This is a genomic window from Noviherbaspirillum album (assembly GCF_035916955.1).
GTDB lineage: Bacteria > Pseudomonadota > Gammaproteobacteria > Burkholderiales > Burkholderiaceae_D > Noviherbaspirillum > Noviherbaspirillum album.
On the sequence record NZ_JAWIIV010000072.1, the window covers coordinates 1 to 12,635 of the forward strand.

At 53.5% G+C, this 12,635-nt stretch carries 12 protein-coding genes; 4 read left to right on the forward strand and 8 right to left on the reverse strand.

The genetic code is table 11. From position 1 onward, the window contains the following. Positions 1 to 220: 220 nt before the first annotated feature. On the reverse strand, positions 221 to 2,659 hold the full coding sequence (locus RY831_RS31925) for a hybrid sensor histidine kinase/response regulator (protein WP_326510330.1): 2,439 nt from the start codon (positions 2,657 to 2,659) through the stop codon (positions 221 to 223). 849 nt (positions 2,660 to 3,508) lie between these two features. Here RY831_RS31925 and RY831_RS31930 point away from each other — a divergent pair. Then, positions 3,509 to 3,853, forward strand: a complete 345-nt coding sequence (locus RY831_RS31930) for a PilZ domain-containing protein (RefSeq protein ID WP_326510331.1) — start codon at positions 3,509 to 3,511, stop codon at positions 3,851 to 3,853. 6 nt (positions 3,854 to 3,859) lie between these two features. Further along, a complete protein-coding gene (locus RY831_RS31935; RefSeq protein WP_326510332.1) occupies positions 3,860 to 4,060 on the forward strand; it encodes a hypothetical protein in 201 nt (66 codons plus the stop codon). A 248-nt stretch (positions 4,061 to 4,308) separates the two neighbouring features. Here RY831_RS31935 and hfq read toward each other — a convergent pair whose 3' ends face one another. The 4 genes from hfq to RY831_RS31955 all read right to left on the reverse strand — a co-directional run bounded on the left by hfq (position 4,309) and on the right by RY831_RS31955 (position 8,815). Continuing rightward, positions 4,309 to 4,635, reverse strand: coding sequence for an RNA chaperone Hfq (hfq, locus tag RY831_RS31940; RefSeq protein ID WP_437126348.1), 327 nt, complete (start codon positions 4,633 to 4,635; stop codon positions 4,309 to 4,311). Positions 4,636 to 4,676: 41 nt separating this feature from the next. Then, positions 4,677 to 5,192: a hypothetical protein gene (locus RY831_RS31945; RefSeq protein WP_326510333.1), complete on the reverse strand. Its 516-nt coding sequence runs from the start codon at positions 5,190 to 5,192 to the stop codon at positions 4,677 to 4,679. Between the two features lie 248 nt (positions 5,193 to 5,440). Then, entirely contained in the window at positions 5,441 to 6,877 is a 1,437-nt protein-coding gene (locus tag RY831_RS31950) for a GGDEF domain-containing protein (protein ID WP_326510334.1), read from the reverse strand. Positions 6,878 to 7,459: 582 nt separating this feature from the next. After that, the gene (locus RY831_RS31955; RefSeq protein ID WP_326510335.1) at positions 7,460 to 8,815 is read right to left on the reverse strand and encodes a hypothetical protein; all 1,356 of its coding nucleotides are present in this window, start codon (positions 8,813 to 8,815) and stop codon (positions 7,460 to 7,462) included. 328 nt (positions 8,816 to 9,143) lie between these two features. Between RY831_RS31955 and RY831_RS31960 the strand changes: the two genes are divergently transcribed. After that, a complete protein-coding gene (locus tag RY831_RS31960; RefSeq protein ID WP_326510336.1) occupies positions 9,144 to 9,566 on the forward strand; it encodes a hypothetical protein in 423 nt (140 codons plus the stop codon). Here RY831_RS31960 and RY831_RS31965 read toward each other — a convergent pair. Next, on the reverse strand, positions 9,546 to 9,887 hold the full coding sequence (locus RY831_RS31965) for a hypothetical protein (RefSeq protein ID WP_326510337.1): 342 nt from the start codon (positions 9,885 to 9,887) through the stop codon (positions 9,546 to 9,548). The two genes, RY831_RS31960 and RY831_RS31965, sit on opposite strands and share 21 nt — an antisense overlap. 480 nt (positions 9,888 to 10,367) lie before the next feature. Between RY831_RS31965 and RY831_RS31970 the strand changes: the two genes are divergently transcribed. Continuing rightward, positions 10,368 to 10,856 carry a hypothetical protein gene (locus RY831_RS31970; RefSeq protein ID WP_326510338.1) on the forward strand — a complete coding sequence of 163 codons (489 nt, stop codon included), beginning with the start codon at positions 10,368 to 10,370 and terminating at the stop codon, positions 10,854 to 10,856. A gap of 123 nt (positions 10,857 to 10,979) precedes the next feature. Here RY831_RS31970 and RY831_RS31975 read toward each other — a convergent pair whose 3' ends face one another. Both RY831_RS31975 and RY831_RS31980 read right to left on the reverse strand, forming a co-directional pair. Beyond that, on the reverse strand, positions 10,980 to 11,183 hold the full coding sequence (locus RY831_RS31975) for a cold-shock protein (RefSeq protein ID WP_151639076.1): 204 nt from the start codon (positions 11,181 to 11,183) through the stop codon (positions 10,980 to 10,982). Positions 11,184 to 11,406: 223 nt separating this feature from the next. Next, positions 11,407 to 11,649, reverse strand: coding sequence for a DUF6429 family protein (locus tag RY831_RS31980; protein ID WP_326510339.1), 243 nt, complete (start codon positions 11,647 to 11,649; stop codon positions 11,407 to 11,409). Positions 11,650 to 12,635 lie beyond the last annotated feature (986 nt).

The following is a 12,635-nucleotide window of genomic DNA, read 5'->3' on the forward strand; positions in this document are numbered from 1 at the left end:
CGTCTGTAATAGGGTTATCCTGCGGAAAAACGGACATTTGAACTTTGCTGAAACCGGACATTACAACTTTGCTCCCACACCACTTCGGTGGATAACTTTAGTTATGTTAAATATGTGGTGGGCTTTTAGATAGTGCACTCTCTGAAGATTGGGCGGGCTACCCATTTCACCACAACGACCGAAATAAAACCTGATGGCTTTGTTTCGGTCGAATAGCCAATCATCGTATTTTGTTTAGGGCCTCTACTACTGCTGCAGGCGACAGCGGCTTTGTGAAATGGCGGTCAAAACCGGCCTCTCTTGAATGGGCACGGTCTGTCTCCGCCCCCCATCCAGTTACTGCAACCAGCCTTGTGTTTTTCAAGCCCTCGATCTCCCTAAGTCGTCGCGCGACTGCGTAACCGGTCATGCCCGGCAAGCCAATGTCCAGAAAAACAACTTCAGGTTGAAACTGCGATGCGATCTCTAGCGCTTCTATTCCCTCATGAGCCATCCGCACATCGTGTCCGTACGCCTTGAGCAAAATCGTCAGACTCTGGGCGGCATCCCCATTGTCATCCACCACCAAAATTCGAAGTGGTCGGCTGGCTAGTTCGCTTGCCTGTGAAGGCGCTATCGCATTCTCCGATGGCACCTCTATTTCGGCGAGTGGCAGCCGCACGATAAAGGTGCTACCTTTACCTGTCCCTTCGCTCGTGGCAGATACCGTGCCGTCATGCAGGTGTACCAAGTTGCGCACAAGCGCCAGTCCGATCCCGAGTCCGCCCTGGGATCGCTCCATGTCGTTTTGAACCTGGCTGAACATCTCAAATACCGATTCTAGCGATTCGGATGGCAGGCCAATTCCATTGTCTTGGACCGAGATAATTGCCTGATCTGCATCCTGGCTGACCAGTAGTTTTATCTTCCCACCCTTCGGCGTGTATTTCGCGGCATTGGTGAGCAGGTTGCCGATGACTTGTGCGATCCGCGTAAAGTCGGCATGGATTAGCAGCGGTGTTTCAGATAGCCCCATGTTTAGTTCATGATGTGAGCCTTCAATCGTTGGCAGGCTGGTTTCGACAGCGCTTAGCGCAATACTGTTCACATCAACTAGTTTCTTCTTGATCTCGATTTTCCCATTGGTTACTCGAGCAATGTCCAAAAGATCGTCGATGAGATGCACCATCTGGTTCGCCTGGCGCTCAATCATTTCTCGGACGCGCGCCACTGTTTCAGAGCTATCGGGGCGCATCCGCATGAGTTCTAGGCCGGTCAGGATCGGTGCCAGAGGGTTGCGCAACTCATGGGCAAGCACGGCCAGGAACTCGTTTAAGTGCCTGTTCGATTTTGCCATGTCATTGAACAAGGTCCGGTACTTTTCCTCGGATAGGCGCAACGCTTCCTCAGTGCGCTTGAAGGTATCGACATTTGTGACGACCGCGACCTGCCCAGTGATGCGACCCTGGTCATCCCGAATTGGTACGGCGGCAACTTGCGTCCAAATCTGTGCTCCATCGTCCTGCGTGTAACGCATTTCGATACCCGGCACGACCCGTTCACCGTGTAGCGCACGGGCACCTGGAAACTCCTCGCGGGCATAAAGGCGGCCATCGGCGTGATACGCACACCAGCGACTGTGGCGGGCTTCGTCCAGGGAGGGTTGAATCCTGGTTGGCAAGTATCGGTGCATCTCCTGATTGGAGAGCTCAACCTTGCCGTTGACATCGACGACGGCGACACCAACCGGCAGAATCTCGAACACTGCTGCAAGCCAGGCTTGCGTATCGCGGAGCTTTTCTTCTATCTTCTTGCGTTCGGTAATATCGACCGCCACGCCGGCAAAGCGCCTCTTGCCTGTGGTGGCATCCTCGAACATCTTGCCTTTCGCAGTGACCCAACGAACTTCGCCTGACTGTTGAGGAATGCGATACTCGATCTCATAGGGCTCTTCCGTTTCCATGGAATGAGCGACTGCTGACAACACATGCGGTCGGTCGTCTGGATGAATTTTGTCGGTGAAGTGCTCGATTTGCTTACCCGCTCTTGCAACGGCCGTGTCTACTTCAAATGCGCGCGCAAAAAGTTCGTCCACCGTAGTGAGCTTCGTTTCCGGGTCCACGGTCCAAGTGCCAATATTGCCGGAGGCCTCAAGCGACAGTCGGTATCGCTCTTCACTTTCTTTGTACTTGGCGAGTGCAATCACTTTTTCCGTTGTCTCAAAGACGGTCCCTAACACGCCTTGAATTACGCCATGTTCGTCACGGATCGGGCTATAAGAAAATGTGAAGTAGGTTTGCTCAGGGTAGCCGTGGCGGTTGACCAGAAAAGGCATGTCCTCGAAATAAGTTGTCTCGCCGGCAAACGCCCGCTGTGCAATTGAACAGGCAGTTTCGGCCACCTCTGGCCACAGCTCAGCAAGTAGACGCCCTTGGCCAAGGGCTGCCCGGCTCCCCAAGATGGGGACATACGCATCGTTATAGAAAACGAAAAACTCTTTGCCCCATATAACATAGGAAGGAAACCCTGAATTGAGCACCATGCTCAAGGCGGTACGGAAGGCGGGTGACCAGCTATTGGGTGTGCCGAGGGGATGGAGCGACCAATCATGACCGGCAATCTTGCTGCCCATGGCACCGCCATTGGCGAGAAACAAGCAATCTGGAAGTGTTTCAGCCATGGCAGCGTAGTCCTGTCAACTCATTGAGCAGTGATTGTACGTCAACAGCATGCGCGACTTGGCAAGCATTACCTGTAGCCCACCATTTGAGGGCCGAATTTAGACGATTTGCGGTAATTCCAGCGCTTTTTTAGCCAGATTTATCTCTTTAACTTCCACTTGCCTTTGTATGGAGAAATTGATTAACCGCTGAGTACCATGAATACTCCCCGTTTCGCTCAGTTAGGCTGGAGACTTTGCTTTTGGGTTTTTAGGTACAAGAACATGTACCGGCCGTAGTTGGGAAGGTCGGGTTACATTGCGAAGAATCTGCGCTGTGATGCGTGTTCTAGCAGCATCAGCAATCCCATAGCGATTCAGGGAATCGACATCGCCCTTCAAGGTTTTCATTTGCGTTGCCATTGTTTGCTTTCACTGTATAAAAAGACAGTTCCGGCATTCTACCGTATCTGTCCTAACCTCAGGCACTTTCGGCCTGCTCCCTATGCAGCATCCTGCCCACAGCGGTGTTTCAACCGCAGCCTACGGCGATCAAGGTGACCAAAGTCCAATTGGCGAACAATACCGATGATCTTTCGCTATACAAGGGCCTGCAATGGTAAGAAATTACTCAACACGGCTCTTGAACTTGGGCCAAGCATCCCTATCTACTTTACGTCTCCCCCAACCTTATGGTTTGGATTTTATGGCCCGCATTGAGTCTTGCTCGTGCGGGCTTTTTTAGTTGAATGACAACTACCATATGCGATGGCATTGGCTATTGGAATAGTAGTGCCAGAATAATTTGATGCGTCGCAATAAGTGTTCCACTTCTGAAACATCATTACTACATGGAACTACAATGGCGCCATGTATCTTTCTCCAGCCATCGAACAGCGCACGCATGCCCGTCGCCATTTTTCCTTCGATGCCAAGGTGCTCATGGACGATGTCGGCCCCTATTCCGTCATCACGGTGAATGTGTCTCGACACGGTCTAGGTCTGCTCAGCCAACGCCCACTTGCTATCGGCCGCAACTATGCCATCGCGATTGCCGTTCCAGACAGTCCGCGACGAATCAATGCATGGGGCACGGTGGTCTACTGCGATAGCACGCCAGACGGTTTTCACGCTGGATTCCAGTTCCTGGACATGGATGCCTACAGCAGGGCTTGCATCGACGATCTCCTGACAAGCCACGAGGGTGTACGTTAAACTGCCATGAAGATCAAGACCCGTACCGAACAGCTCGACCAGCTATATGAACCAAAAGACGGGATACGGTATATCGTCATATTGCATGACGGCCGCAAAGTGGAAGGCCAATGGAGTGCAGCTACCTCCCGCTTTTATATAGACCAAGCCCAATCCGTCTTCGTATTGCGCAAGGAAGCTTTCGACTGGTGGCCAGCTATCGTCTAGTCTGGTTGAAGGGACCTTCACCGCCTTCGAGGGTGGGACCTTGAGACAAGTAGGACGTTGATTTGAATCAATGGTGGTACTGGCCGAATCCTTCCCGGGCTCTGTACAATCGCGCCCCATGCAGCCATCGGAGTGAGACCTCAATTTCAGAAGAACAGGCTGCATCCACCGGAGCTGGCGGGCGGAACCAATACCAGCACCATATTCCCTTGTAGGCCGTCATCCTGACCGGTTCTGCTGCAACAGCGCTATTCGTCACGAACGATGGTTCGACGTGCTACCTTCCGCACAATCACTGGTACCGCATTCGGTTCCGAACGATTGGCCGGTCGTTGTGCCGCCTGAGTAGGGTGCGCGGGCAATGCCTTTGGCGCTGGTACGACGCTGGCAATCATGTGCTTATAGAGGAGTTGTTTGCTGGTCCCCTGCCTCATCAACATGGAATGCTGATCAAATGATTCGATCAAGCCGGTCTGCTTCATCCCATTGACCAGGTACACCATGACGGTCATGCGCTGCTTGCGCAAGTCATTCAGATAAGTCGCTTGCAACGCATCGTTGTTAGTGCGTGACATCGATGTTCATCTCCTGTTTTGCCGCCCTGCTCCGCTTTGGCTTAGATGTCATACCTTGCCAGCATGGCTTCAGCGCTCAATGGCAACGGCAGTAGCGGAAGGCTTACGGTGACGCTTTCTGCCTTTTTTCGATGCCGGCGGATGCCCGGGCTGGTTAAAGCCAATAGCTGCTGCCGCACCAGCTTGGCGAGCGAAATACGTTTTTGCGACCGTGTTATTCCGATATGGCTGTGGTACTGAAAGCCATCTTCAAAGATGATCCGGATCTGACACCGGCCTTCGCCTTTTTCTGGTGCATCTGTGGCCCAGCGCTCCAGAACTGTATTAGCTAACGCGAGTGTGCTGACGCGGGCTTGGGCCACGACGCCATCGATACGTTCGATCAGAATCCGTGCAATATCGATCTTGTCACAATCTTCAATAACCAATTTCTCATCCTTTGGCGCATCGTTGCGCTGAGTCTGATAGGGAAATGAACGATCCACCAACCCGTACCCGCATCGGTACAAAGAAAAAAGCCCGCAGTCCTTGCGGATTTGCGGGCGAATCCAATTCAAGAAGAGTTGGAGGAGACAAGGACATAGTACCGCTGTACAACAATGCTGTCTTCTTTCGAGTGCGAATGACAGACATTCGGAAAATGTATAACAGCGCAAAAGGTAAAAGCCCACAGCACAAGGTACTGTGGGCTTTCACGTGTCTCCTGCCGTCCTCTTTGGGATTGGATTTTTATACTGCACGGCGATTCTGAACCAATTTCCGTGATTCGTCATTGCGCAGTGCAATATTGTTAAGAATGTGACGCCTACACCACGGCTTGCGCGAGTTGATTGCGCCCTTGCGCTTTCGCCAGGTACAACGCCCGGTCAGCGGCATGTACCAGATCCACGCCGGATGTCACCGCGTCCTCGCCATTGACATGCGACGCCAGACCGATCGATATCGTCACCTTGAATGACGTATCCGCATCGACCGTATGATGGAACGACGCGATGGTCTCCCGAATTCGAGACAGCACCTTTGCAGCAGCTTCCCCCGGGGTACCCGGAAATAGCAGCACGAACTCTTCGCCGCCATAGCGTGCGAAGACGTCGCCATTTCTGATCTGTGACTGGATGACCCGCGTGACCGCTTGCAGGGTGGCGTCACCAATCGCATGGCCATAGGTGTCATTGATGCGCTTGAAATAATCGAGGTCGATCATCGCCACGGACAACGGCCAGGCATGACGGACTGCCAGATTAAACTCCTTGTTCAGCGCATCGTCGAAATAGGCTCGATTGTGTGCCCCGGTCAGCGCATCGCGTTGCGCTCGCTCCTCCAGTTCACGGGTCTGGCGCAAGTTGGCAATGAAGATGAGTTCTTTCGCTTCGGCCACCAGCGCGTCAGCTTGTGCCGCTTCTATCAACGGCGTATCGAAAAGATCTTCAACTTCCTTGAGACCTTCACGCATGCCATTGAGGATATCGGTCAGTGCTTGTGCCTGCAGTCCAAGCCAGCGCGAGGCGGCGTTGGTGGCACGCAGCGTGACAACAGGATCTGTCGGCTTGAGGAAGACGTCCGCCAGATAGCCGGAGACAGCGACACAGCTATTGGCATTAACGGCAATCTCGCCTTTCGGCTCGATATGGCTGGTCAGGCAGGAGATGGCAAGGTGATCCGGAAGATGCCAGCGTTTGAGCAACCAGTATCCCACTTCGTCGTGCCCGGAGCCGAACGCTGCCCTTTCGGCCAACAGCAGCTGGTCATGGTCGCTGGCCGCTGCCGTGGCTTGGACATATTCGTCAGCCAATGCCGTTTGCAGGGCAAGAACGCCGATATCCTGCAACAGGCCAGACAGCAGCAAGTCGTCAGCCGGCAGCTTGAAATGCTGCGCGAGTACCCGGCAAGCCAGTGCGGACAAGATGGAGCGCTGCCAGAACAATTGCACTTCCCTGCTCTGCCGTCCCGATTTCAAGCCCCCCACCAGCGAAAACGACAGCGCAATCGTAATCGCCGCGTGCGTACCAAGCAAACTGATTGCCTGGCGCACGTTGCTGGCGGAGCGACGTGAGTTATACAACGGTGAATTGGCGACCTTGAGCATTTTGGCGGCAAGTGCTGCGTCGAACGCTACCGCATCGGCGATCTGCATCAAGCTCGCATTAGGATCATTGGCCAGATCGATGATGCGCACCGCAGTCGAAGGCGGTGTCGGTAATGAAGTACATAGCTTCAACCGGCGGGTCAGGTCTTCATTCATGGCAGGCGACATAACAGGGGATGATTGATTGTAGCAGGACGCGTTGCTTGAATAACATAACGGCACCTTTAAAAAGGCGGTATCCCGGAGCAGGCTGGTACGCAAGATTTCCGTTTGCGCTCGGTCAGATTCGATGTATTCTCAATTGCGCGGTACGGACAAATTAAAAACCATCACGGAGGCACGCATGTCAGTTCATCTGGAAAGATGCAGCAATGCCCTATGCCGTCGACTCTACGAAGTCGAGCACTTCAGTCCCTGCTTTGCCCGTACCGTCATGCAGACCGGAGTTATTGAATGTCCCCATTGTGGCGCAACCGTAAGCGCCAAACCGTCGTTGGTTTACGCTACGCGCGCGGTACCTGCTCTGTGGGAGCGCTGGCCAGAAGTAGACTTTACTGCACCAGCGATTCACTCACGTTCCGGCTCGATCGCCCGTCAGTCAAACGTAGCTGTTCAATGAAGTCTAGGCCAGTGCGATCGAACGTCTGAGGTAAGCGACTGGAAATGCAGCTGACGGCTGCGGACACAGACGATAGTGGAGCAAACGCCTGCAGCCGCAACGGTCATTAACATCCAAGATTAAGGCGTGGTCTTGGGACGGCGGAACTGCCGCTTCTTTGGATAGCCCGCGCCCTGCCCTTTTCCGCCGGCGTTGCCTTGCTTGCGCGGCCACCGCGGCTGGTCATTCATCGTTCCGGGACTGGCCAGCCAGGCATTGAGTTGCTCACGCACCTGGCTCACACCACCGATGACACGCAGGTACCGGTTCCTGAATGTCTTCCTCAGGTATTCGTCTGCCGGTGCCGGGATATCTTCCCGCAAGCCAATCATCCGCTGGCAGCTGCGCAGCGAAGGTGCGGTTCGCAGGTCCTCCAGCGGAACCACCTTCAGTTCCAGTTGCGGATAGTAGCGCTGCAGGTCCTCGAAGTCATGCGTGCTGGTACCGATCAGAGCCACCATTGGTTTGAAAGCACTATTGGCGGACGGCGGAAGCTTTGGATCAAACAACGGCTGAACATCCGCTTCGTCATGGTCCTCATCATGATCATCGCTTGCCTGTGCTGTTGGTAAAGAATGCTCCATGGCTGCAAAGGATTCATCGCGGGACGCCGGGCTGACGTAGGATGGCGTGTTCGGTTGTCGCTGTTGACGTGCAGTGGAGTGGCGTGCACCATTCAACGCCGATTGGAGTAACGACGTGGCTGCCTGACTCCCACCATGTGCCATCAACCGTGTCACCAGGGCATTGGCCAGTTCCTCGCACACCATGGAGACAAATGGACGGGCCAGTTCGATGAAATCCCCGGTTGCGACCGGTGAAGGCGTTTGAACAGGCCGTGAAGCCCTGTTGTTCTGGTTGCTACGGTCTGAACGAGGCGCCGGTTTTGGTTCATTCAGTCGGGCCTCCGTTTGCGGCTGACTGGCCGCCGGCAGCGGCTCCTTTCTCGACAATTGCTCCACGGGAGCCAAGACCGGTTTCGTCTCACCGGCAATTTCGTGTGTTGGGTTGTCGATCTGTTGAGCATGCACCGGCACGCTATCGCTCAGGGTCTCGTTTGCATTTCCATGCTCAGATTTACGTTTCTGCCTGACCGTTGTCTTGGCTGAGGGCTCCGCTGCCGGGGCATTAGACTGCGGCGCGCCGGCAAACAGGTCTTCCTGTGACGTAGTACTGTTGAACTTCTGCAGAATGCCATGCAGGCGTTGCCGAATCGCCTGAAAACCCTGGGAAATCGAGATCAATTTGCGATGCCGGCCTTCTGGCAATGCATCCTGCGCCAGGAATACATCCTTGGCCTTGACCTCATCGAGCTGCGCCGACTGCAATAAGTCGTGACCCTTGACGTCAAGGAGGCGTTTGGCGATCAGTTCCCATTCTTCTTGTGTCCACTTGATGACGGCGGGAGCAGCAGCCGGTTCTGGTTTACGAGGCATGAATTCTCAGTATGAATTGCAGGTCTTCAACGAATAAGGCAGCTTCGCCCTGTCCACGTGACGCATCTCACCGAAACTGCCGAAGACCTTGCTGCCTAAGGGCATGGAAGGCTTAATTAAGTTCCTTATCGCCATCAAGAGGATGTTGGCGCGCGGTGAAAACGCCGAGCCTGCCTGCTGCCAGTCACTGGATAGCAGCCGGGGACATGCATTCGGGTGGTCAGGTAAGCCAATCCTATAAGAATAGCATGATCGTTCCTATAATGAGGAATGCATATGTAAATCGTCCGGAGAGACATATGCTTTACTACAACAACAAGAGAACGACATGCACAATGAAACGCCGAATGTACTGGTCGCCGAGGTGCCTCGCGTGGTCCCGATCGTGCAGGAGGCATGGGGAGACTGCTTTGCACTGACCATCTGCACCTCGATGCAGGAGGCGACGAAGTTACTCGATGATCGATTTGATGTGATCGTCTGCGGGACGCATTTCGCCGAGAGCAAGATGTTCGATCTGCTTCGCATCGCTAAATCGCTACCGGAAGTCCAGGCGATTCCCTTCCTTTGCGTCCGGGTACTTGATGGCGAACTGGACAGTATGGCGTATCAGGGCATCAGTAGCGCATGCCATGCATTGGGCGCCGCCGGCTTTGTCGACCTGAACCGATGGCGCCGGGAATACGGGTTTCATCAGGCGCGAGAGAAGCTGCGCGAGGTCGTATTTTCGCTAGCTACCCATCCGGCCTGATTGCCTGGCAAGTGGAGCGGCTGGCTCTGGCTCGAGTAGGGTAATCAATTCCTTTGCCTGCAACAGCAGGTCTTCGCGCACCGGATCGGGCTTGTCACCAGTCGCCAGTTTGATATATCCGGTCAGGTCGCGCACTAGTTTGATGAAGGCGGCTCTCTCCGCCGCCATGCGCTCGCCAATCTCTGATTCGAGTTCGGTGACAAGGTCGAGCACAGAGGCAGGATCGACGACTTCGCAATAGGAAGCCTGCCAGTCGGCGGCCTGGCCAGCGGTTTCCAGTGCTTGTTGGCAGGCGGTTTTGATGGCGTCGAGGGTAGGCATTGCGATACAGGAGTTCACAAAAGGGATACCTTTCAGTGTACCATCCGACCCGTAGTACCTAAAAATCCAATACAAGAGGCGACGAGAGACACAATAAGCCCGCTTGGTAGATAGCCGAGCGGGCTTATTCATTTGCTATATCACTATTAGTTATACCTCTTATAAGAATAATAAAGAGGACAACTATCAGTTCTCGCAGTAAAGTAACACCTGTCTCCTCCAACTCTCCTTGAATTGGATTGAACCCGCAGCCTCTGGTCTGCGGGTTTTTTTTCGTCTGCGCGGCAAGTTTATGCGAACCAGTCCCAAAACAGCTGTGCGCGGCCGTCGATGAAACACTCTTCCAGTGCCTACGCTCTTCGACGGTCATTAGCGTAGCTCTTTACCAATGTTAACCTTCCGGATTAAGAACAAAATCCATATCAAACTGTCCATGCCATAACTTGTTACACTGACTTTCCATTTCAATGGGAGACTTTCATGGCCACTACCGTATCGGCAGCACAAGCTGTTCAACTTGAACTGCAGCATGCCCGTCAAGGCATGATGTATTACTCGAAATTGGTCGAGGATCTGGAGGGTGTGCTGGAAACCCTGTCCGCGATTGAAGCGCCGGCGACGGGCACCCCAACCAGACGAGGCCGACCCCAGTCCAATCGAAAAGCGGAAACGAGGGCCGCAAAGGCGGCTTCCCAGAAGACTACTGCAAAGTCGGAATCGAAATCGAAGCTGCCGTCCACTGGGAAGGACTTTTGGCCGTCGTTATTAAGCGATACGCCGCAGTCTGCTTCGGAGATCTACAAGGCAGCCGTTGCGGCATTAGGTATTCGTCCTTCGACAGACGACAAGAAAAAGCTCAACCAGCGCTTATCCAATGCGTTAAGCGTACTGTCGAAAGGTGGCGAAATCACTGCTGAGGGACGTGGGCGCGATCGCCGTTACTCACGTAAGACGCCGGTCACAAGTTAAGTGCTTTGTGCCGTCAATCAGCGGCTCATGGACATGCTTAGCAACCTGAACGCCATGAGCCGACTCCGCTGAGCATTTACCAGTATCAACGCATAGGGCTGGTCTCAGCCGGTCTAATTTTGCTTATGCTGGCACGATATTGGATGCTTGAGCACCCTTCGGGCCCTGGGTCACTTCAAAAGAGACCTTCTGGCCTTCCTTGAGGGTTTTGAAGCCCGAGCTTTGGATTTGGGAGAAGTGAGCGAAGAGATCTTCTCCACCCTGATCTGGCGTGATGAAACCGAAACCCTTGGAATCGTTAAACCACTTGACGGTACCTGTTGCCATGACAATCTTTCACATGTGTTTTGAATGACCCGAGACCAGATTTGATTTGTGAATCGGACCTGGACGGGTTGTCGAGATCATAATGCTGCATCCTCGCTTCGACAAGTAAAGAGTAGCTTGTTTAAGCAAAGAGGCAACATTTGCTTCACGCTGCGAAATAGGCAGCCAACGAGGTGGTATTCGTTACGGCCCATTTCATGTCGTGAGCCAGGAGGTGGCCAACTTATTTGTTCGGTTCAGCGGCGATAGTGAAAAGCTGTTTGAACAGCCGTTCTGACTCACCTAGACCTTCCTCAGTAAAAGCAATGGATTTGGCATTGCTGACAGGGTCGTGAATGAAACCTCGCTCGTATAGCCGGTTTAGTGCATCCCAGTCGAAGCTTTTCCATGCGCGATTGCGGTCGTGCAGCGTCAAATGCAGCAACGCAAGGACGGCATCATCAACGGCATTAGTATTGATATTCATGGGGTGTCCTCATGGCTTTTGAATGCATTGGTAAAATCGCACGGCGCAATCTCTACATCCTGGTGTCCTGCGACATGCTCCTGGTCACTGGCCGATATGTCATGTTTGAGGTGCGATTCCCTTGAACCATCGGGCCTCCCCTATGACATCTCACAACCATGCTACGTTGTAATGTTATTACTATTTGTACGTGCCGCTTGAAGACTGGCGTTATTGGGAGGCACAAGAGGCTGCATTTACACAGCTGTGGTGCAGCCTCTTCTCTCACTCTCCTGATTGCCGCTCAGGGCTTCATGTTTAGTGAGTGGGTAATCCTTAAATCGCAGGATCATGCGGTAAACACGCCACAAGTTGGTGGGACATCAGCAGCGCGCGCGGATTTGCTTTGACATTTCCCTATGTCAACGCGAAAGTGATGACTCTTCGTCACCGCAATACCATAAGCAAAATGACCCGCATCAGCCCCTCCCGCCGTCCCATCTTTGGGCTCAAAGACCATGCAGTTAAACGACGCAGTACCTGGACCCTGACAAGTGGGGCTTTGCTGGCCTACATTGTTTTCCTATCGTCGTTTTGAGTTCATCCCATGTGGCTTAGTCGGTAGCTGGGATACTTGTCCATGACGCGACAAGCGAAAAAGTGATGTGTGGGTTTCCTCTCGAGCGGCGCTGTTGCTGATTGTCGTACGTTTTCAACAGGGAGAAGCAATGCAGGAGCAGCAATTACAAATACTGAAGCAAATCAGCATGGCGTTCTACCTACCAGACAACCTCCGCGGTCTTGCCTGGAACCTGCAGAAGAGGTTTGATCAAGGCCGGTACGACTGGCTGATTAGGGAAGTCACAAACCTCGCGGCGGGTGGTTCCTGTTAAGGACTGGCCGACTGGCCTGTCTGGGTTTCTATTTTGGGACGTGTCAGGATTTCTGTGTGCGAGGTCGGTTTAGTTGATGGCGTTGGTAAAGCGCTCACCGAACATGATGGCGAA